Source organism: Paraburkholderia phymatum (genome assembly GCF_040965635.1).
Classification (GTDB): Bacteria; Pseudomonadota; Gammaproteobacteria; order Burkholderiales; family Burkholderiaceae; genus Paraburkholderia; species Paraburkholderia phymatum_B.
In genome coordinates this window covers 216,353-241,951 of record NZ_JBFRCH010000008.1, presented here as the reverse complement: position 1 = coordinate 241,951, position 25,599 = coordinate 216,353, and the positions used below count along the sequence as shown (strand labels likewise).

General features: G+C 62.4%; 17 protein-coding genes and 2 pseudogenes. 8 read left to right on the top strand and 11 right to left on the bottom strand.

Annotated features, from left to right (window positions below):
• Nucleotides 1-260: 260 nt before the first annotated feature.
• Together AB4Y32_RS17950 and AB4Y32_RS17945 are read right to left on the bottom strand one after the other, a co-directional pair.
• A complete protein-coding gene (locus AB4Y32_RS17950; protein ID WP_368722622.1) occupies nt 261-1,007 on the bottom strand; it encodes an SDR family oxidoreductase in 747 nt (248 codons plus the stop codon).
• A 51-nt stretch (nt 1,008-1,058) separates the two neighbouring features.
• Nucleotides 1,059-2,018 carry a GlxA family transcriptional regulator gene (locus AB4Y32_RS17945; protein WP_368722621.1) on the bottom strand — a complete coding sequence of 320 codons (960 nt, stop codon included), beginning with the start codon at nt 2,016-2,018 and terminating at the stop codon, nt 1,059-1,061.
• Between the two features lie 189 nt (nt 2,019-2,207).
• On the opposite strand from AB4Y32_RS17945, the gene AB4Y32_RS17940 reads away from it, so the two are divergent.
• From AB4Y32_RS17940 to AB4Y32_RS17925, 4 genes are all read left to right on the top strand, one after another.
• Nucleotides 2,208-3,134: a LysR family transcriptional regulator gene (locus AB4Y32_RS17940; RefSeq protein WP_368722620.1), complete on the top strand. Its 927-nt coding sequence runs from the start codon at nt 2,208-2,210 to the stop codon at nt 3,132-3,134.
• A 110-nt stretch (nt 3,135-3,244) separates the two neighbouring features.
• The gene (locus AB4Y32_RS17935; RefSeq protein WP_368722619.1) at nt 3,245-4,438 is read left to right on the top strand and encodes a CaiB/BaiF CoA transferase family protein; all 1,194 of its coding nucleotides are present in this window, start codon (nt 3,245-3,247) and stop codon (nt 4,436-4,438) included.
• Entirely contained in the window at nt 4,435-5,385 is a 951-nt protein-coding gene (locus AB4Y32_RS17930) for a hydroxymethylglutaryl-CoA lyase (protein WP_368722618.1), read from the top strand. The genes AB4Y32_RS17935 and AB4Y32_RS17930 overlap by 4 nt, the downstream gene beginning before the upstream one ends.
• Nucleotides 5,386-5,617: 232 nt before the next feature.
• On the top strand, nt 5,618-6,961 hold the full coding sequence (locus tag AB4Y32_RS17925) for an MFS transporter (RefSeq protein ID WP_368722617.1): 1,344 nt from the start codon (nt 5,618-5,620) through the stop codon (nt 6,959-6,961).
• Nucleotides 6,962-7,031: 70 nt separating this feature from the next.
• On the opposite strand, the gene AB4Y32_RS17920 is transcribed toward AB4Y32_RS17925, so the two are convergent.
• A complete protein-coding gene (locus AB4Y32_RS17920; RefSeq protein ID WP_368722616.1) occupies nt 7,032-7,757 on the bottom strand; it encodes a GntR family transcriptional regulator in 726 nt (241 codons plus the stop codon).
• Between the two features lie 142 nt (nt 7,758-7,899).
• On the opposite strand from AB4Y32_RS17920, the gene AB4Y32_RS17915 reads away from it, so the two are divergent.
• The 4 genes from AB4Y32_RS17915 to AB4Y32_RS17900 all read left to right on the top strand — a co-directional run bounded on the left by AB4Y32_RS17915 (nt 7,900) and on the right by AB4Y32_RS17900 (nt 14,513).
• On the top strand, nt 7,900-9,120 hold the full coding sequence (locus AB4Y32_RS17915; protein WP_368722615.1) for an alanine--glyoxylate aminotransferase family protein: 1,221 nt from the start codon (nt 7,900-7,902) through the stop codon (nt 9,118-9,120).
• A 247-nt stretch (nt 9,121-9,367) separates the two neighbouring features.
• A complete protein-coding gene (locus AB4Y32_RS17910) occupies nt 9,368-10,654 on the top strand; it encodes an MFS transporter (protein ID WP_368722614.1) in 1,287 nt (428 codons plus the stop codon).
• Nucleotides 10,655-10,670: 16 nt separating this feature from the next.
• On the top strand, nt 10,671-11,420 hold the full coding sequence (locus tag AB4Y32_RS17905) for a 2-keto-4-pentenoate hydratase (RefSeq protein WP_368722613.1): 750 nt from the start codon (nt 10,671-10,673) through the stop codon (nt 11,418-11,420).
• Between the two features lie 69 nt (nt 11,421-11,489).
• Nucleotides 11,490-14,513: an FAD-binding and (Fe-S)-binding domain-containing protein gene (locus AB4Y32_RS17900; RefSeq protein ID WP_368722612.1), complete on the top strand. Its 3,024-nt coding sequence runs from the start codon at nt 11,490-11,492 to the stop codon at nt 14,511-14,513.
• Nucleotides 14,514-14,604: 91 nt separating this feature from the next.
• On the opposite strand, the gene AB4Y32_RS17895 is transcribed toward AB4Y32_RS17900, so the two are convergent.
• The 8 genes and pseudogenes from AB4Y32_RS17895 to AB4Y32_RS17855 all read right to left on the bottom strand — a co-directional run.
• The gene (locus tag AB4Y32_RS17895; RefSeq protein ID WP_368722611.1) at nt 14,605-15,546 is read right to left on the bottom strand and encodes a hypothetical protein; all 942 of its coding nucleotides are present in this window, start codon (nt 15,544-15,546) and stop codon (nt 14,605-14,607) included.
• 69 nt (nt 15,547-15,615) lie between these two features.
• Nucleotides 15,616-17,411, bottom strand: a pseudogene (locus tag AB4Y32_RS17890) (ShlB/FhaC/HecB family hemolysin secretion/activation protein).
• 61 nt (nt 17,412-17,472) lie between these two features.
• Complete coding sequence (locus AB4Y32_RS17885) at nt 17,473-19,059, bottom strand: glycosyltransferase family 39 protein (protein ID WP_368722610.1); 1,587 nt, start codon at nt 19,057-19,059, stop codon at nt 17,473-17,475.
• 45 nt (nt 19,060-19,104) lie between these two features.
• A complete protein-coding gene (locus tag AB4Y32_RS17880; protein WP_368722609.1) occupies nt 19,105-19,482 on the bottom strand; it encodes a GtrA family protein in 378 nt (125 codons plus the stop codon).
• A gap of 11 nt (nt 19,483-19,493) precedes the next feature.
• Nucleotides 19,494-20,381: a glycosyltransferase family 2 protein gene (locus AB4Y32_RS17875; RefSeq protein WP_368722608.1), complete on the bottom strand. Its 888-nt coding sequence runs from the start codon at nt 20,379-20,381 to the stop codon at nt 19,494-19,496.
• Nucleotides 20,366-22,312, bottom strand: coding sequence for a hypothetical protein (locus tag AB4Y32_RS17870; protein WP_368722607.1), 1,947 nt, complete (start codon nt 22,310-22,312; stop codon nt 20,366-20,368). Before AB4Y32_RS17870 ends, AB4Y32_RS17875 begins: the two co-directional genes overlap by 16 nt.
• Nucleotides 22,313-23,773, bottom strand: a complete 1,461-nt coding sequence (locus tag AB4Y32_RS17865; protein WP_368722606.1) for a beta strand repeat-containing protein — start codon at nt 23,771-23,773, stop codon at nt 22,313-22,315.
• A gap of 185 nt (nt 23,774-23,958) precedes the next feature.
• Nucleotides 23,959-25,541: pseudogene (locus AB4Y32_RS17855) on the bottom strand (two-partner secretion domain-containing protein); the annotation flags it as partial.
• Nucleotides 25,542-25,599: the final 58 nt, after the last annotated feature.

The window sequence follows — 25,599 nt, the reverse complement described above, 5'->3', positions numbered from 1 at the left end:
TCCCGACTTGCGTATCGCGGTCCGAATGCTTTGAGGTGAGGATATTCGGGAGTGAGTCTTCCGGAGCGCTTGTCACGCACCCCAAGCAGGATAGCTGCTACAAAGAATGCGTGAAAAGCCCCGAATTTCCCGGTAGTTTTGCGTTTTTCTGAAGAGCGGCGAGCTCGCAATGGGGCTGTTCATGAAGTCCCCAATCAGGTTTGCCTCACGCAAAGGTGAGGCTTTTCGGGACTTCACTTCCGCACTACGCGACTGCGCGCTTACTGCGGCAACTCCCGCACATCCGCAGTCGCCACCGCGCCGAACGTATCACTCAACACATAGCTGATCAGCTTGGCCGCCGACTCTTCCGGCGTCGACAGTTTGCCGCTGCGCTTCAGTTCCTCGAACTTCTCGCGCATCGGGAACTTGTCGAGCCCTGTGCTGCGAATCTCCGCCTGCATGTTCGTATCGACGACGCCCGGCGCGACGCTGCAAATGCGCAGCGCGCGGTTTTCGTCGAGCGCGACGGAGCGCGCGTGATGATCGAGCGCGGACTTCGTCGCGCAGTAGATGCTCCAGCCCGAGTACGGATGACGCGCGGCGCCGCTGGAAATATGGACGATCCGCCGGTCGCCGGCATCGGGACTCGCGGCGGCGAATGCGCTTGCAAGCATCAACGGCGCGGACACGTTCAGCGTGACGGCTTGCGCGATCGCGGCGACGTCCTGCCCTTCGACGGGACCGATCGGTTGCACCATGCCTGCATTGTTGAACAGCAGCGCGGATTGCGCACCCTTCAGGAAGTTGCGCAACGTGTCGCCGGAAAGGAATTGCGTGAGGCGTTCCGCATTCGACAGATCGACTTCGACCTGTTCGAAATCTTGCCGCCCGATGAGCGCGTCATTGCGTGAGCGCGAAATGCCGAGCACGGCGATGCCTTGCGCGAGCAGTTGTTCGGCGAGCGCCGCGCCGAGGCCGCGCGTATGACCGGTGACGATGGCGCGAACAGAAGTGGTAGCGTTCATGTCGAGGTTCTAAAGAGCCGTGGATGTGCCGGACATTTTCTCACGCGGCACTCACTCTTGCCGGAAGCGCTCGCGGTATTGCTTCGGCGTCGCGCCAATGCGCTTCGTGAACACGATGCGCATGCGGTCGGCCGTGCCGAAGCCACAATCGTACGCAATGGTCTTGAGCGCCGCGCCGCTGCTTTCCAGCAGCTTGCGCGCCGCGTCCATCCGCGCGCGCTCGACGAACTCATGCGGCGTCACGCCCGCATCCTGCACGAAGATCCGCGCGAAATTGCGCGCGCTCATTCCCGCGACGTCAGCCAGTTGCTTGACCGTGAAGTTCTCGCGGATGTTCGTCATCACGTGCGCCTGCACCTTTGCGACGGGCGATGTTTCGTCGGCGGGCGCGGTGAGATAAGGGCTGAACTGCGATTGCCCGCCCTGCCGCTGAGAGAACACGACGAGGCGCTTCGCCACTTTCAGCGCGGTCTGCGGGCCGTGGTCCTCGGCGACGAGCGCAAGCGCGAGATCGATGCCCGCCGTCACGCCCGCCGACGTCACGAGACGGTCGTCGCGCAGATAGATGCGATCGAAGTCGACGCGCGCTTTCGGGAATTGCGTCGCGAGTTGTTGCGCGTGCTGCCAGTGCGTCGTCACGTTGCGCTCGTCGAGCAGCCCTGCGTGACCCAACGCGAACGCGCCTGTGCAAATCGAGCCATAGCGCCTGCATTGCGATGCGACGTTCGCGAGCCAGTCCGTCAGGCGCGGATCGGGCACATTCTCCGGCAACGCAGGGCCGCCGGCGATCAAAGCGAGATCGAAGTCCGAGCGCTTCTGGTCGAACGTTTCGTCGGCGATGAACGTGATGCCGTTCGATGCGCGCATCGGCTTGGTGTCGGCGGCGAGCAGCGTCACTTGATAGCGGTCGTTGCCGTCGATGAAGCCGTTCGCTTCGGAGAAGACATCGACGGGACCGGCGACATCCAGCGCCTGGACGCCCGGAAAGATCGCTATGGCGACGCTCGGCATTCGATGACCTCGCAGGCAACGCGTTGAAGAGAGCGCACAGGATAGCAAAACCGCTTTTGAGGCCGACGCGCAGGCAGCCACGCCGCGCAGCGCGAATAGCGGAGATGTTTCCACCGAAAGCATTCGAAGCGGGGTCACGGCACAATATCACGCATTGCAGTTTCGAGACTGCGCGTCATCGTATTCGCCATGACCCTGAAGAACCTCCACCGCCGCCTCGACCTCACGACTTTGCAGCTCTTCATCGCCGTCTATGAGGAAGGCACGCTGACGCGCGCCGCCGAACGCGAGGCCATCGCTGTATCGGCAGCCAGCAAGCGTCTGCTCGAACTCGAGCAGGCGGTCGGCGCGACGCTCTTTCAGCGCAACGCGCGCGGCATGACGCTCACGCCCGCAGGCGAAACGCTGCTGCATCACGCGCGCCGCGTGATGCGCGGCATCGAAAACATCGGCATCGAGCTTGCGGGCCACGCGAGCGGCGTGCGCGGTTACGTGCGGATGATGGCGAACCTCTCCGCGATCGTCGAATTCTTGCCTGAAGATTTGCGCGCGTTTCTCGCCGTCAACGACCGCGTGAAGATCGATCTCGAAGAGCGGCCGAGCGGCGGTGTGGTCGAAGCCGTCGCGGACAGTCTCGCCGATCTCGGCATCTGTTCCGGTGAAGCGGACGCGCGCGGCCTCGAAGCGACGCACTATCGGCACGACGCGCTGTGTGTCGTGATGCGCGACGATCATCCACTCGCGGAACGCACGAGCGTCGCGTTCGCGGAAACGCTCGATAGCGATCACGTCGGTTTGCATTCGGCCAGTTCGATCAACGCGCGCACGCACATGGCCGCGCGCCAGGCGGGCAAGCCGCTCAGGCTGCGCATCCACGTGCCGGGCTTCGACGCCGTGTGCCGTATGATCCAGGCGGGCATGGGCGTCGGCGTGCTGCCGATCAACGTCTATCGCATCATGGGGCGGCCTCTGGGCCTCGTCAGCGTCGCGCTCGAAGACGACTGGGCCGAGCGCGATCTCATCATCGTCACGCGCAACGCGGCGCGTCTTTCGCCCGTCGCAAAGCTCTTGTTCGACCATCTGCGTTCAGTCGAAGCCTTGTCCAGCAAGCCTTAGCACGGAGCGTTCGCGAACCGCGAACGGTCGTTGGCGAAATGCGGTTGGACGCTGCGGCGGCCGCGCTTCTAACCTTGTCTCCAACATGAATTCAGATTGGAGACAACATCATGAGTGGTCCGTTGCAGGGTATCCGCGTCGTCGAAATCGGCACGCTGATCGCGGCGCCGTTCGCCGCGCGGCTGCTCGCCGAGTTCGGCGCGGAAGTCATCAAGATCGAAGCACCCGAAACGGGCGACCCGCTGCGCAAATGGCGCAAGCTGCATGAGGGCACGTCGCTCTGGTGGTATCTGCAATCGCGCAACAAGAAGTCGATCTGCGTGAATCTCAAGTCGGCGGAAGGCGCCGACGTCGTCAAGCGTCTCGCCGCCGACGCCGACATCATCATCGAAAACCTGCGCCCTGGCGCGCTCGAAAAGCTCGGTCTCGGCTGGGACGTGCTGCACGCGATCAATCCGAAGCTCACGATGGTCCGCATCTCCGGCTATGGGCAGACGGGCCCGTATCGCGATCGTCCCGGCTTTGGCGCGATCGGCGAAGCGATGGGCGGCATCCGCTACACGACGGGCGATGTCGATGGCGCACCGGCGCGCGTCGGCGTGAGCCTCGGCGATTCGCTCGCGTCGCTGCATGGCGTGATCGGCGCGCTGATGTCGGTGCTGCGCGTGAAGACAGGGCAGGGCGACGGACAGGTGGTGGACGTGTCGCTCGTCGAGAGCGTGTTCAACCTGATGGAAAGCCTCGTGCCCGAATTCGATCTGCTCGGCCATGTGCGCGAACGCAGCGGCGGCGCGCTGCCGGGCATTGCGCCGTCGAACACATATCGCACGGAAGACGGCGGCTTCGTCGTGATCGCGGGCAACAGCGACCCGATCTTCAAGCGGTTGATGCATGTGATCGGCCGCCCCGATCTCGCCGACGATCCCGCGCTTGCCCGCAACGATGGCCGCGTCGCGCAGACCGCGATGCTCGATGCCGCGATTACCGCGTGGACCTCGCATCATTCGATCGACGACGTGCTGGCTGCGCTCGAAGGCGCGGAAGTGCCGTCGGGCCGCATCTACTCCGTTGCCGACATCGTCGCCGACCCGCACTATCAGGCCCGCGAGATGTTGCTGAAGGCCGACTTGCCGGGCGGCGCGTCGGTGAAGATGCCGGGCATCGCGCCGAAGCTGTCCGAGACGCCCGGCGAAGTGCGCTGGCAAGGGCCGACGCTCGGCGAGCACACGTCGAGCGTGCTGGCCGATCTCGGCTATGAACAAAGCGAAATCGAGCGGCTGCGCCGCGAAGGAGCCGTGCAATGAATTTTGACGACGATATCCGGTTCGACAAGCTGATCGTGCAGGAAGTCGCGCCGCGCGATGGCTTGCAGATCGAACCGACGTGGGTCGAAACGGCCGACAAGATCGCGCTGATCGATCAGCTGTCGACGGCGGGCTTCACGCGCATCGAAGCGGGCTCGTTCGTCTCGCCGAAAGCGATTCCCGCGCTGCGCGACGGCGAAGCGGTCTTCACGCAAATCCAGCGACGCGAAGGCGTGATCTTCGTTGCGCTCGTTCCGAACGTGAAGGGCGCCGAGCGCGCGCTCGCTGCGCGCGCCGACGAGCTGAACCTCGTGATGTCCGCGAGCCAGACGCATAACCGCGCGAACATGCGGATGAGCTGCGAAGCGTCGCTCGATGCATTCGGCGATATCGTGCGGCTCGCGCGGCACTTGACGGTGTCGTTGAACGCGACGGTCGCGACGGCATTCGGCTGTCCGTTCGAAGGTGCGATCGACGAAGACCGCGTGGTGTCGATCGTCGACACGTACCGTGAAATGGGCATCACCGGCATCACGCTCGCCGATACGACGGGCATGGCGAACCCGCGCCAGGTTGCGCGCCTCGTCAAGCGCATGCTGCAACGCGTGTCTGCCGACGCGCTCACGCTGCACATTCACAACACGCGCGGCCTCGGTCTAGCGAACGTGCTGGCCGCATACGAAGCGGGCGCGCGCCGGTTCGACGCGGCGCTCGGCGGCCTTGGCGGATGCCCGTTCGCGCCGGGCGCGTCGGGCAACATCTGCACGGAAGACCTCGTCAACATGTGCGATGAAATGGGCATTCCGACGGGCATCGACTTGCAGAAGCTGATCGCGTTGTCGCGCACGCTGCCCGCACTGCTCGGTCACGACGTGCCGGGGCAACTGATGAAGGCAGGGCGCAATTGCGACGTGCATCCCGTGCCCGATTACGTGCGGGCCATCTGACGCATTTCATTTACTTCGACAACAACACGTGGGACGGGAGTGAGTGCTCTGCATGGGACTGGAGTAAGTGCTGAAGCACTAACTCCAGTCGACAGCTAAAGCGTGAACTTCCGTCGACCGCTTTGCATGGGACGGGAGTAAGGCGCTAAAGCGTGAACTTCCGTCGACCGCTTTGCATGGGACCGGAGTAAGGCGCTGAAGCGCCAACTCCGGTCGACATAGGAGACAAAACATGAGCACACCAGGCGCAGTAGCGGCCGACGGCCGCGACGACAAGCTATCGGCGACAGCCGACATCATCAAGAAGGTAGCGTGGCGGTTGATGCCGCTCATCATGATCTGCTACCTGTTCGCATTCTTCGACCGCATCAACATCAGCTTCGCGAAGTTCCAGCTGCAAAGCGATCTCGGCTTTTCCGATACCGCGTATGGCCTTGGCGCGAGTCTCTTCGTGATCGGCTATGTGCTCTTTGAAGTGCCGAGCAACATGCTTCTGTACAAGGTCGGCGCGCGCAAGTGGATCGCGCGGATCATGATTTCATGGGGACTCGCGACGGCTGCGATGGTCTTCGTCACGAACGAGTGGCAGTTCTATGGACTGCGCTTCGTGATCGGCGCGATGGAAGCGGGCTTTGCGCCGGGCGTGCTCTACTATCTGACGCTGTGGTTTCCGGCGAGCTATCGCGGACGTATCACGTCGCTGCTGTTTCTCGCATCGGCGTTTTCGGGTCTGGTCGGCGCGCCGATTTCGGGTCTCGTGCTCGGTCAGATGGACGGCGTATTCGGCATTCGCGGCTGGCATTGGCTCTTCATGCTGGGCGGCTTGCCGTGCGTTGCGCTCGGCATTCTCGTGTTGAAGGTGCTGAAGGATCGGATCGACGATGCAGGCTGGCTGTCGCCCACCGAGAAGACGTATCTGTCGGCTCAGGTCGCGCAGCAGGCGCAGCCGACGGCGCACGGTCACTCGCTGCTCGGCGCGATCCGCACACCTGGTTTTCTGACGCTGGGCCTCGTCTATTTCCTCATTCAGATCGCGTCTTACGGCCTCAATTTCTGGGCGCCGCATCTGATCCGCAGCGCCGGCACGCAAAGCCCGACGATCATCGGTCTGCTGACGGCCGTGCCGTATATCTGCGGCGCGATCTGCATGGTGGTGGTGGGGCGGATGTCGGACGCATCGGGCGAGCGTCGCAAGTTCGTGAGCGTGTTGCTGGTGATGGCGGCTGTCGGGTTCTTTGCCGCGGGCTTCTTCGACAAGCAGACCGTGATGCTCGTGGTCGCGCTCGCCGTGCTCGGCGCGGGCGTGATCGCTTCAATTCCCGCGTTCTGGGCGCTGCCGCCGAAGCTCGTGACGGGCGCGGGTGCCGCGGGCGGAATCGCGCTGATCAATACGCTGGGACAGTTGGGCGGAATCGTGAGCCCGGTGATGGTCGGGCGCGTGCGCGACGTGACGGGAAGCACGACGCCTGCGTTGTATGTGATCGGCGCGTTGAGCCTGATCTGCGCGTTGATCGTTCTGTATGGTCTGCCGCAGTCGTTGCGGCAGAAGGATCATACGGGGCGGGTGGAGGGGTGATGGATTCGTGATCCGATGATAAAAAAACGCACGGCAACACGCCGTGCGTTCTTCATTTCAAGCCTGCATTTCAAGCCCTCAACTTCCCCGCTGCCGCATCCTCCCGCGACTGTATTTGCAACACGGCATCGCGCTTATCCAGCAGATGCTGTCGCAAGATCGCGCTAAGACGTTTGCCGTCGCGTGCCTCCAGCGCCTTCAGCATTTCATCGTGATCGTGAATCGCGCGATCCCACTTCGGGGTCTGAAAGTTCGAGCGAAAGCGCAGCGCCTGCAATCTGCGATTCACCGCGACATACGTCTGACGCAGTGCCGAATTGCGCGCGGCCTCGTTGATCTTGTCGTGAATCGCCTGATTACGGCTGTAGTAGCCGGCCAGATCGTTCTGCGTGCGGCACGCGAGCATCGCATAGTGCAGCGCCTTGATTTCCGTCAGCTCGGCAGCCGTCATGCGCTCGGCGGCCAGCTCGCCTGAAAACGCCTCGAGTCCGCTCATCAGCTCGAACGTTTCGCGTATCTCCGCTTCCGACATCTTCGACACCGACGCGCCGCGATTCGGCTCGATCTCGATCAGCCCTTCCGCCGCGAGCACCTTCAGCGCCTCGCGCAACGGCGTGCGCGAAATGCCGAGCGTCTCGCACAACTCACGTTCGTTCAGCTTCTTGCCCGGCTCCAGCACGCCTTCGACGATGAAGCGCCGGATGTGTTCGACCACCGTGTCGTGCAGACGCTGGCGTTCGACCTTCGGCATCAGGGGAGGCGGTGTCACGCCTGCGTCAATGTCCGAATTTTGCATGCAAAAATCCTCGCGCGATATGCACCGATTTTAAAGCATGTGAACCCTTTCTAGGAAACACACGGGTAAACACTGCCTTGGGGCAAACATGATCCATTGTTATAGTTTTTTGCATGCAAAATTCAATCGAGGAGATCGACCGATGCTGAAGCTCGACTTTCATCCCGCAGGCCGCCACTTTTTGCAGATACCGGGCCCGAGCCCGGTGCCCGACCGCATCCTGCGGGCGATGAGCTATCCGACCATCGACCATCGCGGTCCGGAGTTCGGCGCGCTGGGCCTGAAAGTGCTCGAAGGCATCAAGAAGATCTTCAAGACGCAGCAGCCCGTCGTGATCTATCCGGCGTCGGGCACGGGCGCCTGGGAGGCCGCGCTGTCGAACACGCTGAGCCCTGGCGATCACGTGCTGATGTACGAGACGGGCCACTTCGCGACGCTGTGGAAGAAGATGGCCGACAACCTCGGCCTGAAGCCGGAGTTCCTCGGCCTGCCCGGTATCGAGGGCTGGCGGCGCGGCGTGCAGCCGCAGATGATCGAAGCGCGTCTGCGCGAAGACACGCAGCATGCGATCAAGGCTGTGTGCGTCGTGCACAACGAAACGTCGACGGGCGTCACGTCCGACATCGCCGCCGTGCGCCGTGCGATCGATGCGGCGGGCCATCCGGCGCTGCTGCTCGTCGATACCATCTCGGGCCTCGCGTGCGCCGACTATCGCCACGACGAATGGGGCGTGGACGTGACCGTGTCCGGCTCGCAGAAGGGCCTGATGCTGCCGCCCGGCATCAGCTTCAACGCGGTGTCGCAGAAGGCGATCGAGGCCGGCAAACACGCGAAGCTGCCGCGCGCGTTCTGGGACTGGGCCGAAATCATCGAAATGAACAAGAGCGGCTACTGGCCGTACACGCCGAACACGAATCTGCTGTACGGGCTCTCGGAAGCGCTCGACATGATTCTCGGCGAAGGGCTCGACAACGTGTTCGCGCGTCACGACCGCCTTGCCGAAGCATGCCGGCGCGCAGTGCGCGCGTGGGGCCTCGAAATTCAATGCGTCGATCCGTCCGTCTACAGCCCCGTGCTGACGGGCGTGATGATGCCGGACGGCATCGATGCCGATGCCGTGCGCAAGGTCATCTACGAACGCTTCGACATGTCGCTCGGCACGGGTCTCGGCAAGATGAAGGGGCGCATGTTCCGCATCGGCCATCTGGGCGACTGCAACGACCTCACGCTGATGGCCACGCTCGCAGGCGTCGAGATGGGCCTGCAACTCGCGGGCGTGCCCGTCGCCAAGAGCGGTCTGCACGCCGCGATGGAGTTCCTGATGTCGCAGCCGAACACGCCGAAACTCAAGGCGGCCGCGTGATCCGCCGATAAACACCAGCGATGAAGGAAGCGAACCACAGCGTTTCCATCATTCGAAGACGATGACGAGACGTAGTGACCGACACGCCTCGTCAACGCGACACACGACCACAAGAAAGAAGCACGCAAGCGAACAGCACCACAAACGCGATCAACGCAAACGGCAGACCACGCAGACGTCGGCTCGCGCGGCATCACGGCTGAACAAGCCCGCGCGAGCGCGCCGTCACAAGCAACGGAGACAGACGATGAAGCGGTTTCGTGTGAACAGTGCGACCAGTATCGTTCTACTGATGCTATGCATCATGTACTTCATCACCTACCTTGACCGCGTCAACGTCAGTACGGCGGCTGCGGGCTTCGGCAAGGAGTTTCATCTTTCGCATACGGAAGTCGGCCTCGTCTTTTCGGCCTTTGCATATCCGTATCTCGTGTTCCAGATCATCGGCGGCTGGGTCAGCGATCGCTTCGGTGCCAAGCGCACGCTGCTCGCGTGCGGCGCGATCTGGGCCCTCGCCACGCTGTTGACGGGCTTCGCGGGCGGTCTGATCTCGCTGCTCGTCGCGCGCGTGCTGCTCGGCTTCGGCGAAGGCGCGACGTTTCCTGCCGCGACGGCTGCGATGTCGCGCTGGGTCGCGAAAGAGAAGCGCGGCTTTGCGCAGGGCATCACGCACGCGGCGGCGCGCATCGGCAATGCCGTGGCGCCCGGCGTGATCGTGCTCGTGATGACGACGTGGGGCTGGCGTGAATCGTTCTATATCTGCGGCGCGTTCAGCTTGCTGTGGGTCGTCGTGTGGGCGCTGACGTTCACCGAGCATCCGAAAGAGCATCGCCGCATCACGCAGGCGGAACTCGACATGCTGCCCGCGCCGAAGCCCAAAACCGCAAACGTGCCGTGGAAAGCTCTTTTCAAGCGCATGGCGCCCGTAACCATCGTGTACTTCTGCTATGGCTGGACGTTGTGGCTCTTCTTGAGCTGGATTCCGCAGTACTTCCTGCATAGCTATCACCTCGATCTGAAGAAGTCGGCTGTGTTCGCTTCGGCGGTGTTCTTCGCGGGCGTGATCGGCGATACGCTGGGCGGCATCGTCACCGACAAGCTCTTCGAGCGCACGGGCAGCCTCAAGCGCGCACGCAGCTGGATGGTGTCGATCTGCATGCTGCTCACGCTTGCGTCGCTGGTGCCATTGATGCTGACGCACAACCTGTATGTGTCGATGGTGTGCCTGTCGTCGGGATTCTTCTTTGCCGAGATGACGATCGGGCCGATGTGGGCGATTCCAATGGACATCGCGCCGGAACACTCGGGCACCGCGAGCGGCATGATGAATACGGGCTCGGCGCTCGCGGCGATCATCTCGCCTGTGCTGTCGGGCTATCTGATCGATTCGTTCGGCAACTGGGAACTGCCTTTCGTGGGCAGCATGTTGCTGATGGCAATCGGCGTCGTGCTCGCGTTCCGCATGCAACCGGAAAGCCGTTTCGCAGTCGGCGCGGAGCCGAGCGCACAACCTGCCACGCGCTTCAACGCGTGAACCTTGCTACGTCTGAATGAACATGCTGAGCCGACAACTCGCCGACGCGCGCGCCGATCACACGACGCTCGCGTCGCTCCCGACGGAACTGATTCCCGCCGACGCAAGCGCCGCTTACGCGATTCAGCACGAACTGCTGGCATTGCGCGGCGCGCGCATCGGCGGCTGGAAAATCGGCGCGAAATCCGCCGAGGGCGCGATTCAGGGCGCGCCGCTGCCGTCGACCGATCTGCATGTCGACGGCGCGCGTCTGCCGCGCGCTCATTACAAGCCGCTCGGCCTTGAACTGGAAATTGCGTTCCGCTTCAACCGGCGTTTCGAACCGTCTGAGGACGCGTATCACGAAGTGGAAGTGCTCGACGCAATCGACTCGATGGCGACCGCGGTCGAAATCGTCGCGAGCCGCTTCGCGCAGTGGCCCAATGTCGACAAGCTCGCGCAACTCGCGGACTTGCAGAACCACGGCGCGTTGATCGTCGGTGAGTTCACGAAGTACCGGGGCGATTTTCCGTTTGTCGCACCCTCGCTTGCTTTCACGTTCGAAGGGCGCGACGTCTTGAAGGCGGCGCCGTCGAATCCGTGCGGCGACCCGCGGCGTCTGCTGACGTGGCTCGTCAATCACTGCACGCAGCATCGCGGCATTGTCGTGACGCCCGACATGATCGTGACGACGGGTTCGTATACGGGCATGTTCTTTCCGCAGGAGGCGGGCATCGCGCGCGGACACATCGAAGGGCTCGCGCCCGTCAGCGTCACGCTCGAATAGTCCCGCTTTTCAGGGCTCGCCTATCGCCTATAAGCCTCGCCTTCCAGGCATTCTCACAGGCCGAAGCACATGTCGAACGCCAACTCCACTCTGCTCATCAAACCGATCCATCTCGTGCCTTCGTCGGCGCGCATGGGTACGCCGCTCGCGAACCGGCTGCGCAAGGAATTGCGCGGCGATGTGCTGTTCGATGCCGCGAGCCGTGGCCGTTATTCGACGGATGCGTCGATCTACCAGATCACGCCGATCGGTGTCGTCGTGCCGCGCGATCAGGACGATCTGCGCGTCGCGCTGGACATTGCGCGCAGCGAGCATGTGCCGCTGCTCGCGCGCGGCGCGGGTTCGAGCCAGTGCGGGCAGACAGTGGGCGAGGCGCTCGTCGTCGATACGAGCAAATGGCTCAATCAGGTCATCGACTTCGACAAGGACAAGCGCACGGTGACGGTCGAGCCCGGCATCGTGCTCGATCATCTGAATGCGTGGCTGAAGCCGCATGGCCTGTGGTTTCCCGTCGATGTGTCGACGGCGGCGCAATGCACGATCGGCGGGATGGCGGGCAACAACTCGTGCGGTTCGCGCTCGATCGAATACGGCAACATGGTCCACAACGTCGAAGCGATCGACGCGATTCTCGCAGACGGCACGGAAGCGCACTTCGCTTCGCTGCGCAGCGCGCCGCAGGGCGCGCGTTTGCAGCAGATTCTCGATGGCGTGAAGGCGATTGCGCTGCGCGAGCGCGATGAGATCGCCGCGCAGGTGCCGAAGGTGCTGCGTCGCGTCGCGGGCTACAACATCGATCTGTTCGATTGCCAGAATCCGCGCGCCTATACCGACGATGGCTTTGCGAATCTCGCGCATCTGCTCATCGGCTCGGAGGGCACGCTCGCGTTCAGCCGCCAGTTGACGCTGAAGCTCGCGCCACTGCCCGCGCACAAGACGCTGGGCGTGGTGAACTTCCCGACGTTCTGGCAGGCGATGGAGCTGACGCAGCACATCGTGAAGCTCAAGCCCGTTGCCGTCGAACTGGTCGATCGCACGATGATCGATCTCGCGATGAGCAATCCTTCGTTCAGGCCGGTGATCGAAAAGGCGCTGGTCGGCAGGCCGGAAGCGATTCTGCTCGTCGAGTTCGCGGGCGAGCATCGCGATGCGCAGCTTGCGTCGCTCAAGCAGTTGACGGAACTGATGGCCGATCTCGGTTTGCCCGATTCCGTCGTGCAGATGCCCGACGCCGCTGAACAGAAAGCGCTGTGGGAAGTGCGCAAGGCGGGCCTGAATATCATGATGAGCATGAAGGGTGACGGCAAGCCCGTGTCGTTCATCGAAGATTGCGCAGTTCCGCTCGAACATCTCGCCGAATACACGAGCCGGCTGACGGACGTGTTTCATCGCAACGGCACGGAAGGGACGTGGTATGCGCATGCGAGCGTCGGCACGCTGCACGTGCGGCCTATTCTCGACATGCGCCGCGACGGCGCGAAGAAGATGCGTGCGATCGCGGAAGAAGCGGCCGCGCTCGTGCGCGAATACAAGGGCGCGTATTCGGGCGAGCATGGCGATGGCCTGTGCCGCGGCGAATGGGTTGCGTGGCAGTACGGTCCGCGTATCAATCAGGCGTTCAGCGAAATCAAGGCGCTCTTCGATCCCGACAACCGGATGAATCCGGACAAGATCGTGCGTCCGCCGAAGATGGACGACGCGCGCAACTTCCGCTTTGCGCCCAGATACAAGATACATTCGTTGAAGCCCGCGCTCGACTGGTCGTCGTGGAATGTCGAGCGCGATCCGCTGACGGGCGTGGAAACGGCGCCGGGAACGGGCAGCGATCTCGCGGGCGGCCTCGCGAAAGCCGTCGAGATGTGCAACAACAACGGGCATTGCCGCAAGTTCGATGCGGGCACGATGTGTCCGAGCTATCGCGTGACGAAGGACGAGCAGCATGTGACGCGTGGGCGCGCGAATACGTTGCGGCTTGCGCTGTCGGGGCAGCTCGGCGCGGATGGGCTCGCTAGCGAGGACGTGAAGGATACGCTCGATCTGTGCGTGTCGTGCAAGGGCTGCAAGCGCGATTGCCCGACGGGCATCGACATGGCGAAGTTCAAGATCGAGGCGCGCGCTGCATGGGCGCAAAAGCACGGCCTGCGTTTGCGCGAGAAGATGATCGCGTTCATGCCGCGTTATGCGGCGATGGCGGGCAGCATGCCGGGCGTGTTCGCATTCGCTGTGAACTTGCCATGGGTCAAGCACGCATTGGGCTTTGCACCGCAGCGTTCGTTGCCGCGCTTCGTCAAGCCGTTTCTGAGCAACGCCGATGTGAAGGCTGCATCTTTGAATGCGTCGAAAGAAGCACAGAAAGAAGTCCTGCTATTCGTCGATACGTTCAACAACAGCATCGAACCGGAGAATGCGCGCGCCGCGCAACAGGTGCTCGAAGCAGCGGGTTATACCGTGCACTTCAATACGCGTGCAGACGAGCGTCCTCTGTGCTGTGGGCGCACGTTCCTCGCAGCGGGTCTCGTCGACCAAGCGAAGCAAGAGGCGCGCAGAATGCTCGATGCGTTCGGGCCGTTTGTCGAGCGCGGCGTGTCCGTGGTCGGACTGGAGCCGTCGTGTCTGCTGTCGTTGCGTGACGAGTTTCTGCAATACGGCTTCGGAGAAGAAGCGGAGCATCTGTCGAAGCGTGCGATGCTGTTCGAGGAATTTCTCGTCAGCGAACAGAAGGCTGGTCGCCTGAAGCTCGAATTGAAGCCGCTAGGCGGTGGCGTGAATCAGGCGCTCGTGCATGGTCATTGCCATCAGAAAGCGTTCGATGCGTTATCGCCCGTGCAAGCCGTGCTGAAGTGGGTTCCTGAACTGAAGGTGTCGACGGTCGAATCGTCGTGCTGTGGGATGGCGGGCAGCTTCGGATATGAAGCGGAGCACTACGACGCGTCGATGGCGATGGCCGAGTTGTCGTTGCTGCCCGCCGTGCGCAAGATCGACGCGAATACGGTGATGGTCGCCGACGGGACGAGCTGCCGTCATCAGATTCACGATGGCGCGGGCGTGGAGGCGGTGCATGTTGCGCGGGTGTTGGTGCGGGCGTTGGGGTAGTGATTGCGGCGTTGACAGGCATTGGGTGCGGCCCACTTCCGCCTGCGCGGGCGGGCTTGCCCCGCCCGCAGATGACGCTGAATTGCGCGGCTCACAGCCCTGTTTTCTGCTCGTCCGTGGCGAGCAAATCGGCCGCTAACCGGTTGTAGCCCTGGGGCATTGCATCGCGTATGTCACCCGCGCCATACACCGTCGCGAAATAGACTGCGCCGTTGTACTCGATATAGGCACCCGCTGTGCCATTCCGGGAAAGATACCTGTACCCGCCCAGGGTCTGGATCGTGCCGCCAACGCGAGCCTGCGCCTGTTCCAGCGAAGCGAACCCCGTGTTGTTGCCGCTGAGCTCAAACATCAGGTGAGGAACCAGCACCTTCGCTGTCTGCCGATAGGTCTGCGCGCCCGCTGGCATCGGCGTAGTGTCGTTACCAAGCAGGAAGCTCAAGGCGTTGCCTCCCGCCTCGTCGATTCCGACTACCTTGTTGACTGGCTGGCCCGAGACGTCCTGAACCGTCAGCGTAATCTCGTACAGCGGCGCGGACATGCCGTTCATACCTAACTGATAGCCCTGCGATAGCCGCTGAAAAATCCGGGAATTGCTGCCGATGTCGCCGAAGTTGGGGTTGCGCGACATGAACAATCCTTCAGCCGTGATATAGCCTGTATCGACATCCGCGGCGTATGTGCCGAGGATGGTTTCAGACGACACGCTGAAGTTCGAATCAGTATCGCCTTTCACGTAGTAGCGGATTCGTCCAGTCCCTGTGGGATGCAGCCCTCCAGCAGGAGGCATGTTCGCACCAAACTCATAGTAGCCGGCCCCGCTGCCATCCATAAAGACGCCGTCGAAGAAACTGGCGTTTGTTGACGGCGTCGCTGACGGGGCCGACGACGAAGCACCCGAAGCGTTCGAGTCGGACGACGGATTGCCGCTGCTGCCACCACCGCACGCACTCAGCGCGACTGCGACCATTAATGCTGCGGACGCAGCGCCTTTACGTGCTATTCCGTGTCTCAGGTTCCATCGAAACAGCATCCTTCTTTCTCCTTTAAATTTCGACTCCTGTGTAATTAGCACATGGCAGTCCGTTGGTTTTCCGCACAATCAGAACTGCACCGTTGCCTGGACCCCGACCGTCACGCGCGCCGTGGGAAACCCGGCCGGTTTGTAAATGGGGGTTCCCGCGAACAGGTCATACGAGAGTCCCGCATACTTCGCCGGCACGCTGCCGCGAATGCCGATGACCGCGCCCGCCAGTAGCGTGCCCGCCAGTATTGCTGTGTTCGGGCCGAACACGCGTCCGTAGTCGATCCCCGCATAGAGAGCCTGTCCTGTTTGTCCTATCGGCCATTGCAGTTCGTTGCGCCAGTAGAAACCTTTCTCTGCCGCGAGCATCGTTTCGCCGTCGAAACCGCGCACCGTGTAGCGGCTGCCGATGGTCAGGTCGTCGATGAAGAACAGCGTGTCGTTCGTGAACTGGCCGTGAACCGTCGTCACGTAGCGGAAGTTCTGTGAAGCGATCGCGAACGGCACTGACAGGTTCGCGTCGAGCACGATCATCTTGTACAGGTACGTCGGAAGTGCGCGAGGTTTGCCGTCGTCCGTGGGTGCATACAGGTTCGGGTCAGGGTCGCCTCTCGCACCAAGGCCGTGAATGCCCTGTCGATACGCAAGCGTGCCGTCGAACTGGGCCGCGCCGAAGTAATGCCGATCGGTCAGGCCTGCTTCGATGAACGTGTTGTTGCGGTCCTGAATCGGGATCGTCGTGCCGTCAAGGAAGCTCTCGCCGAAGCGCTTCGATAGCTGGAATCCCACGCCAAAGGCATCGTTCTGGCCGCGCGAGAGCACGCGCGCGAGACGCAGCGCGGCCGTCTGCGCATTGCCGCTCGATGCAAATGTCTGGTTCACGCCCGCGATGTTCTGATAGTAGGTCTTCGTGTTGCCCGACAGCGTCGCGGTCCAGTAGCCCAACGGGACGGAATACGAACCGTTGAAGCCATGCGAGCCCAGCGTCTTGTTGCCAAACGACAGGTCCTGGTTCGCGCCGAGCGTCAGCACGTCGTTCAGTCCGAGCGGATTGTCGAGGCCGACACTGATATTGCCTTGCCACTTGCCCGTTGCCTTCGTGCCGCTGTTGTCGACCGACGCGACGAAGCTCCAGGGCTTCGCGCGCTTCACCGCAATGACGACATCGCTTTCGCCTGGCGCTTCCGTTGGTTCGATCTTCATGTCCACGTCTTGTGATGCGACGCGCTTCATCTGCTCCAGTCCCTGTTCGAGGTCGCGCAGGTTCAGCAGGTCGCCGTCGCGCGCGGGAAACGCGGACTTCCACGTACCGCGCGTGTCGGGATCGGCGAACGTGATCTTGCGGATGACACCCGGCACAAGCGCGAAGCGCAGCGTGCCGGAAGACAGGTTCTGCTCGGGCAGCAGCACGCGCGAGGTGACGTACCCACGGCTCAGGATGGTCTGCTGCAATGCCTTCGCGAGGACATCGATACCCTGTTTGCCGACACATGCCCCTGTGTAGTGCTGAAGCCACTCGCGCGCGAACGCGAAGCGGTCCTGGGGTTGCGCCGATGCCCCCTGCCGCGGGATAACGTTCGGCGGTGTCGTCGGCGCATAGAGCTCAAACTTCGTGATGACAAAGCACGGAGCCTCGGCGGGCAGGTCGGGAAAGATGCCATCCTTCGGTACGTCGAGCGCACGACCGGGGCGGCGACGGCTTTCTCGCGCGCCTGCGCGTCGCGGCGCCGCTCGACCTGCTGTTGCTGTTCAGCGTTCGTTCGGGCCGCTGCTGCCGTTTTGTCATCAGCCGTAAAACTCTGCTACGCGTATGCTGCTAAGGGCGCATACGAAGCAGCAAGTGAAGTCAGGACAAGCTGTTTGCAGATACTCATTTGTCTTGTTATATGTCTTTATTGTTGGGGCAAGAATAGCCGCTATCCAGACCGTTTCGGACTACTGTGATTCAAGCCGCCCATACCTCGGAATGTATTGACGAATCGACCATCGATCATCAAGGGCGGGTGGCAGCAGATACAGATGGTAATGGCGCAACGGAAGTGTCATGCCCCACGCGCGCTTGCCAATATCAAGCGAAACTGGCTGTGCGACGCTCAGCGCCGTTGCTTCGGCGTTGCAGCGGGAATCATCGCCTGGGCAGATAATAAGTGCTCCCTGGCGTTGAACGTCATCGACGCGCAGCCAAGGCGTGGCCTGCGGCGAGGCCATATCCCAGTAGCGGGTGTGACGGCCTGTGTAGAAAGCAAATGACTGCGCCTCGTGAACTGCTCCGGAAACGATGGGAACATCGGCTTTCCCGGTTCGCTGTTTCCAGATGGCGTTGGCCGCAGCGGAGAGTTCGGCGCGAGGTTCAGCCGCATCATCGGTATTCCGGCGCACACCTGCATAACCCGCTACTGCTGCACCAGCCAGAACGAGCAACCAGTAGACGATCAGTACGCGCACCGCGCGCTCCACTCGCAAGGACACGCTTGCGTGCTGAAGCGTTACGAGCCACAGCGGCGCGAGCGCGAACCACTGCGCCATCCCCCACACCGATGCCATCTGGGTTCTCGCGGCGACAGCGATCGCGCCGACCATCATTAGCGGACCAAGCGCGAGCCACCACAGGTCGGGACACGTTGACGGTCTGACGTAGTTCAACGCCATCCGTTTCGGCGCCTGCAGACGCGCCTTATCGACGAGAAGAACGACGAAGCCGAAGCTGGGCAGCAGATAGCCAATTTGCGCGAGCGTATAGATGCAGTACCGTCCGATTGCCGTCAGGAACGTACTCCCACGGGTGCGTTGCTCCGCATAACCAAAAGTCTGGAAATGATGCGTTACCAGCCAGTGGACATGCGGTAGCAATATGACGAGGCCCGCACCTGCGACGAGCAGCGATTGCCAGCCCAGTAATCGTGTGCGCCAGACCGGCCGCACAAACAATGCAACAAGAAGCGCGACTAGCAGTACCACCGAAAAATACTTTCCGAGAACGGCAGCACCGGCCAGCGCGCCAAGAGCAAGTGCAGACCGCCATCCCCCCGTTTGCATGAAGCGTACGAAAAAGTAGGCAGTCCATGGCCATACCGACAGCAGCACGGCGTTTGCATTGAATTTGATCGCGAGATTCGAATAGAGCGGGGAAACCGCCATCGCGAGCCCAGCTACGACCGCCAGCCGACGGGGCAGGAAACGACCTGCTAACGCGACAATCCCCAGCAGTCCGATCATCGCGTTGAGCGCTGATAGTGCAAAGTACGCGATATCAATGTGAGGAAATACCCGGAACCAAAGAGCGGTAATCCACGCGAAAAGCGGTGGATGCTTCGCGTAGCCCGCCTGCCATTCGATGCCCCACACGTAGTTCTCAACCATATCGCCCTGCGTGTCGAGATTTCCGCGCGAGAGCCACGCGGCAATCGTCCACACTACGGCATGAACTGGAAGCAGCGCGAGCAGGCGCAAAGCAACGGGTTCGGCAGCAGAGTCCGAGGGCGAATCAGCGGTGGTCTCGATTAGTATTGCGGTTTGCGTCATGTAAATATCTTCTTCGCGAATCAGATGCGGAAAGAGCACCGGTTTTCAGGTTTGGCGGATGCGGAACGTCCAGATGGCATTTGACGTGTAGGTCAGCACCAGCACGCAGCCTGTCGTTATGCATTGCGCGGGCAGCCAGGCCATGTGCGTCCAATGCGCGAGTGCAAACATCAGTGCTCCGTTCAGGCCGAGGCTGGCTGCCGCGGCCGTAAAAAATCGAGAAGCTGTCTTTCTGTGTGGCTGCGTGCTGCGAAACGTGAAACGATAGTTGAAGTAGTAATTGACGAGCGCTCCGGCGACCGCGCCAACACATGAGGCCGCGACGAGGCCAAGCATGTGCACTGACACGAGCGTGACAAGCACGAGGTACTGGACGAGCGTTCCTATCGCGCCGACGCACGCGTAGCCGGCAAATCGCAACATTGCGTACCGCATCACGGTTGACCCAGCCGGTATCTATCACGCACGACATAGACCGGGCGGTGCTTCGATTCCATGTAGATGCGGCCTACGTACTCGCCAATCACTCCAATGCCCACGAGTTGCATACCGCCAAGGAAGAGCACGGCGGTGATGATCGACGCGTAGCCGGGAACATCGACGCCTCTCAGCCATGTACGCACGATCAGATATCCCGCATAAAAGATCGCAAGGGCCGCCGTTATTCCGCCAATGTAAGTCCATACCCGCAGCGGTAATGTGCTGAAACTCGTCAATCCTTCTAGTGCGAGGTTCCAAAGCTTCCAGCCTGAGAACTTGGTCTTTCCGCAAACGCGGGAGCGCCGGACGTACTCAATTTGAGCGGTACGGAAACCGACCCAGGCGAACAGTCCCTTCATGAACCGCCGGTTTTCTGGCAACTGCTTCAGCGACTCCACCACCTGCCGGGACATCAGCCGAAAGTCGCCCACGTTCTCTGGAATCACGATGTCCGCGACGGCATTGTGGACGCGATAGAAAAGCGCTGCAGTTCCCCGTTTTGCAAAGGAGTCGGTGCTTCGCTCCACACGCTTCGCGACTACAACGTCGTATCCATCGCGCCATCGCTCGACCAATTGCGCGATGACTTCTGGCGGGTCCTGAAGATCGGCGTCGAACGGAATCACCGCAACTCCCTCGGCGTCGTCGATGCCAGCAGTAAGTGCCGCTTCCTTGCCGAAGTTGCGTGACAGATCGATCACGCGGACGCGGAAGTTGGCTATGCAGGCGGCAAGCATGAACGGGCCGCTGATCGCAGCGACCGACATGTTCTGCTGGCTGACCTTCGCGAGATAGACGACGGGCACGAGCACCGACTGCCCGTCGTCTATCTCGGTCTGCATGATGATGACGTTGCTCGTGAGCGCCGCCACCTGTTCTGGCGACAGGGGCTCATGCCAAGCGCAAGATTCAGCGATTGCGAGAGCGACGCGCCTGCCGCAAGCAGAGACTGGTACATCGACTGGAGGTCGGTGTACGGGCCGAGCATCGCCTTGCCCGTTAGCGACGTGATCTGGTTGCGCACGAGTTGCTGCTCGTAGAAGCCGTCGCCGAGGCGCTTTTCCGTCGTCTGCGGATTCAGGCCAAGCTGTTGCAGGTAGTAGTCGCTCGAAATGAACGTCTTCTGGTTCGTGAAGGCCGGATTCGTTTCGATCAGGTAGGGCGCGCCCGGCATGGTTGCCGGACTGAACAGTCCGCCCTGGCGAACGGTGAGGTTTTGCCGGACGTTCTGCGCCGTGGCGCTGGCGATAACGGGGTTGACCATGCCCGAGCCGCCATTGACGGTAGCCGCGCCGGACTTCGCGCCGCTTGCGCTGCCGCTTACGCCGCTGACAGTGACACTGGACAATGCCTGACCAGGCGCGAGACCTAGCGACGGGATGCCCGCGTTGCCCGCCGTGTTGTTGATCGATACACCCGTGCCGGAAAGCGAACCGCCCGCGACGAACGTCGATTCGTAGCCCGGCAGCGCGTAGGTGCGGATATCGGCAGGCGCGGCCTGGGCGTAGCCGCCCGGATGGGAGCCAGCGAACGGGGCGTCGCCAAACGGCAACGTCCAGTCCCCAATGCTATGGTCATAGTTCGTGTAGTGATAGTACCCGGAGTACGTTACCTGTACCTGGGGCGCGGTCTGCCCTTGCCAGCTGCTCTGGTCGAGCGTCACGGGCGCGGCGATGTTGCCAGCCGCCGCGACCGCACTCCAGTAGTTCTGGAACAACCCCACGTTCGACGCGTCGAGGTTGCCACCGGCGATGATCTGTGCCTGCGGGCTGATGCCCGTGATCAGGTTCGCGAGCGCCACGCCCGTAAAGGTCGTGTACTGGTAGCCGCTGTTCCATTGGCCGCCGTGTGGAGGCTGGGTATACGCGCCGCCGACGAGGCTCGGGTCTCCCTGGGAGGACCAGCCGACATACGGATGCCCTGCGGAGCAGGCGGTCACGTCGAGGGCCGTGCAGCCGGACAGGCTGATGCCGAGTTGGGCGAGCAGAGTTGGGTCGACCGGCTGGTTAAGACCGGTCGTCGTCATCGTCGTTCGCGAATTCGTCACCTGACTGGCGTGCAGTTCCATGTCGCCGGCCGATTCGATGAGGCCCGACTGGTTACGGATAGCGTTCGCATTCGAGTAACTGCCGTCCGCATTCTTTCCGCCAGCCAGCACGACCTTGCCGAGACCATAGATAGCGGTCGTCGCCTGCGTGTCGGTCGCCGTGGTGCCGTCGCGGTTCTCGATATCGGGCGCGAGCAGTTCAAGTTTGCCGTGGCTGTCCGTAGCGCCTATGAGCGCGGTCGGCCCGACGTTGGTAATGCTGCTGTTCGCATTGAGTGACACGCTGCCGCCCACGATGGCGTTCGTGTTTTCCAGCGTGTTCGAATGCGTGGTGAGCGTGCCGCCCGCCATCATCACGCCGCTGTTTTCGATATCGCCCGCGTTGACGTTCAGGTCGTTCACCGCCTGGACGACTGCGCCATTGGTGAAGGTGCCAGGCAGCGTAAAGGACAGGTTGTGACCCGCGTTGAACTGCACATCGGCGGTGGGTGCGAAGTCGCCCTGGAGGCTCACCGCCACGTCATTGGCGGCGTTATAGGCCCCGCCGCCCGTGAGCGTCGATGCACTCACCGACAGGTCGTGTGTGGCACCCATCTGGCCGTTTGTGTTGTTGATCGCGCCCGTGGTCGTAACCGTCACGTCTCCCGTCGTCCGCGCAACGTTACCGATTGCGCCGTTTGTGTTGTCCAGCGTATCGCCCGCCACTGCGACGTTCGCGCCGCTCACCTAGCCGCCTTGGGTATTCACGATCGATGACGCGTTCACATCGACATCGCCATTTCCCGTGACCTGGCCGCCGCTGTTCACGAGTGCGCTGCCGCCCTGTACGGTCGTGTTGCCGGTGCCGAGGTTGCCGATGACGCCGTTCGTGTCGTCAATCGATGCAGCCTGCACGGCAAGCGTGCTGGCGTCGCCTGCCGCGGCCGTACCCGACTGTATCTGTCCGTTCACGTTCGTCAGCGCAGCGCCACTGGTGAGCGAGAGGGACGACAGCGTGCGCATGGCGCCGGACGTATTGTTCACGCCGCCCGCGATGATGGCCGTGAGATTCCCGAGTGCCGCCAGCACGCCCGTGGTGTTGTCGAGACTCCCGGCCCGCGCAATGAGCTGGCCTGCCGTGATGACCTGGCCGCCCACGTTCGTGAAGGTGCCCGCACCGTTGCCTGGCGACAGCGTGAACGTGCCCGTTCCGGCGTGGAGGATCGATCCGCCGTTGTTGTTGATGGCCCACGGCGTGAGGCTGAAATCCGTGCTGTTGGTTTGCAGCGTGCCGCCCGCCGAATTATCGAAGGTGCCGCTGATGGCAAGGCCCATCGGCCCCGTGCCATATTGCGTAATCGAGCCGCCGCGATTCAGGAGGTCCGTTGCGGATAGTGCAAGCTGGTTCGCCTCGATGTCGCCAGCGCTGTTGTCCAGTGTGCCGGTCGTCGTGATTGACAGGTCCGGCGCAACAATCTTGCCGCCGTTGCTGGTCATCGAGCCGGTATGAATCGTTTCCTTCGAACCTGCGCCGAGTTCACCCCTGTCGTTCGTGAGCGTGCCGCTCGTCACGCTCAGGTTCGTGTTCGACAGTACCTTGCCGTTGGTATTGTTCAGCGCGCCGCCGACCGTCGCCGTGATGCTGCCCTGGCCTGAAACGGAGCCGTTCGTATTGTTGAACGCGCCTGCCTGCGCAACGACGTTGCCGTTGCTGGTCGCCGCGCCGCCCACCTTCGATATCGCGCCCGCGCCGTTGCTCGCGTTGATCGTCAGCGTGCCCGTGCCGGCATGGGTGACTGCACCCGCGTCGTTGTTAATCTGTGCGCCCGTGATAGTCAGGTCCAAGGCGTTCGACGGGATCTGCCCGCCGTCCGAGTTGTCGAGCTTGCCGCCCGCGCTGACCGTTTGCGCGGAAGTGCCCGATTGGGTGATCGCGCCGCTCTCGTTGATGAGGTCGCCCGGTGTCAAAACGGCAACCACATTTCCGTAGATGTTGCCATTCGAGTTGTTGACAGAGGCGCCGGAAACCGTGGTGGTTGTGCCCGAGAAGGTGCCGCCCGCATTGGAGAGTGCGCCGCTCGCCGTGGCCGTGAGCGCGCCGCCCGCCGAGGCCGTTCCGCTGTTGACCAGACTCGACGCCGAGAATGCCAGTGAGCCGACCGCGCTGAACTGCCCGAGGTTCGTGAAGGCGTAGGCATTCGCCTGCACGTTGCCGTTGCCGCCTATTACGCCGCCGATGCCGTGTTCAGCAGCGTGCCCGTAATGCCAAGGTTCAGGCCGTCGCCATTCAATGACGTGATATGGCCCGCCGTATCGTCCAGTGATGCGGCGTACAGTCCGAAACCCGCTGCGCTCTGCATGGTCCCCTGGTAGTTGGAGACCGTGCCCCCGTGAATCTGCATCGCGCCCTGCGATACAAACTGGCCGCCCTGGTTCGACAGGGCACCGGCCGCCGTCGCATTGAGCGGTCCCTGTGCCGACACGTTGCCCGCATCATTCGAGAGGGTGCCCGCGCCGAGCGTGACGGCAACGCCAGTCATCGTGCCGTTGTCGTTGACCAGTGCGCCTGTCGCTGTGCATTGACCGTGCCCCCGGCGCTCGTGGTCGCACCGGCAAGGTTCAGGTCGCCCGCGCTGGCATTCAGCGTGAGATTGCCGTTCGCCGCCGTCTCGCTGCCCGCGAGATTGACGCCGCTGCCCGAGAGCGTCGCATTGCCGCCCGCAACATTTTCGCCGGTCGCACTCAAGTGGCCAGTCGTTGCAACATTCAGGTCGCCCGCGTTACCGACCGAACCATCGCTGTTCACGCCCGCGCCGAGCGTGCCCGTCGATGCGACGCTGCCCGCGCTGATGGTCGTGATCTGCTTCGCGGCGAGCGTGCCGCTGTTGATGAGCGCGCCCGACGTGTTCACGCTGACGTTCTGCTGCGCGTAAGTCGTGCCGCTGTTGCCGATGCCATCGCGCGCATTCGCGGCGATGTTACCGCTTGCGTTCGTCTGTCCCGCGAGCACGAGCTGGCCTTGTGTCGTCAGGATGAGGTCGCCTGCCTGTGCCGCGAGCACGCCCCTGTTCGACACACCGACGCCGTTCTCCATACCCACCAGCCAGATGCGGTTCGCGAACATGCCGCCCAGGTTGCTCACGTCGATGGACACGCCAGGCGCGGGGCCATTGCTCGCGATCGGCGTCGCGTTGAGCGTGTCGTGGTCGATGCCGTTCGCGCCCGTGATGACGTTCAGGTTCTTCGCGTAGATCGCGGCATTGGCCTGAACGGCACGCGCCAATAAATCAACCTGATCGACATTCGAAGCATTGAACCCCACGCCCTGGACCGTGATGTTGCCCTGGGTCACGTTGAATCCCGACACCGAACCGTCCGGCGCGAAGTTCGGCGTGCCCGTCGTCAGGACCGCGCGCGAAGTGTTGATGAAACCCGCGCCGTCCAACAGTAGTCTATTCGGATTCGCGACGATGACTTCGGCGCTGCGGCCTGCAACTTCGAGATAGCCGCGCAGTTGAGACGGCGAATTGCTGTTGACCTGGTTGACGATCACGCGCGCCGAGTCGTTCGGCCCGAAGTTCGGGTTGCCGTTCACGTAGCCCGCAAGTTGCGTGTTCGTGATCGTCGGCGAGTTGTTCAGTATCGCGCCCCGGTTCGATACGTCGAACTGGTTGTAGGTGTTCATCGACACGCCCGAGCCAGACGGACGGTTGATGTTGACCTGTGGCAGCCCATTCGCCGTTGAAATGACGGAAGGTGCATGCGTGCCGCCCGGCACGATCTGCGCGAACGCAAGCAGCGGCGCGACGGCCATCGGCAGCGCGACGAGACTGCGAAGCGGTGAGCGTGTTTCCTTTATTGACGTACGGCCTGCGCGCGTCTCGCCCGATTTACCCGTAGCGGTTGCGGTTTCCTCGACGGCCACGAGCATCCCGCGAATCCGGCTGAATACAAGCCGGCAATTATTATTGTTCATTTACTTTGGTATACGAACTAAACGAGATCGTAAACCTAATCGAAGATGCGCAGCGTTT

Excerpts from the sequence above, each read along its gene's own strand:
- AB4Y32_RS17950 (WP_368722622.1), bottom strand. The coding sequence starts at position 1,007 with ATGAACGCTACCACTTCTGTTCGCGCCATCGTCACCGGTCATACGCGC.
- AB4Y32_RS17945 (WP_368722621.1), bottom strand. The coding sequence starts at position 2,018 with ATGCCGAGCGTCGCCATAGCGATCTTTCCGGGCGTCCAGGCGCTGGAT.
- AB4Y32_RS17940 (WP_368722620.1), top strand. The coding sequence starts at position 2,208 with ATGACCCTGAAGAACCTCCACCGCCGCCTCGACCTCACGACTTTGCAG.
- AB4Y32_RS17935 (WP_368722619.1), top strand. The coding sequence starts at position 3,245 with ATGAGTGGTCCGTTGCAGGGTATCCGCGTCGTCGAAATCGGCACGCTG.
- AB4Y32_RS17930 (WP_368722618.1), top strand. The coding sequence starts at position 4,435 with ATGAATTTTGACGACGATATCCGGTTCGACAAGCTGATCGTGCAGGAA.
- AB4Y32_RS17925 (WP_368722617.1), top strand. The coding sequence starts at position 5,618 with ATGAGCACACCAGGCGCAGTAGCGGCCGACGGCCGCGACGACAAGCTA.
- AB4Y32_RS17920 (WP_368722616.1), bottom strand. The coding sequence starts at position 7,757 with ATGCAAAATTCGGACATTGACGCAGGCGTGACACCGCCTCCCCTGATG.
- AB4Y32_RS17915 (WP_368722615.1), top strand. The coding sequence starts at position 7,900 with ATGCTGAAGCTCGACTTTCATCCCGCAGGCCGCCACTTTTTGCAGATA.
- AB4Y32_RS17910 (WP_368722614.1), top strand. The coding sequence starts at position 9,368 with ATGAAGCGGTTTCGTGTGAACAGTGCGACCAGTATCGTTCTACTGATG.
- AB4Y32_RS17905 (WP_368722613.1), top strand. The coding sequence starts at position 10,671 with ATGAACATGCTGAGCCGACAACTCGCCGACGCGCGCGCCGATCACACG.
- AB4Y32_RS17900 (WP_368722612.1), top strand. The coding sequence starts at position 11,490 with ATGTCGAACGCCAACTCCACTCTGCTCATCAAACCGATCCATCTCGTG.
- AB4Y32_RS17895 (WP_368722611.1), bottom strand. The coding sequence starts at position 15,546 with ATGCTGTTTCGATGGAACCTGAGACACGGAATAGCACGTAAAGGCGCT.
- AB4Y32_RS17885 (WP_368722610.1), bottom strand. The coding sequence starts at position 19,059 with ATGACGCAAACCGCAATACTAATCGAGACCACCGCTGATTCGCCCTCG.
- AB4Y32_RS17880 (WP_368722609.1), bottom strand. The coding sequence starts at position 19,482 with ATGTTGCGATTTGCCGGCTACGCGTGCGTCGGCGCGATAGGAACGCTC.
- AB4Y32_RS17875 (WP_368722608.1), bottom strand. The coding sequence starts at position 20,381 with ATGCAGACCGAGATAGACGACGGGCAGTCGGTGCTCGTGCCCGTCGTC.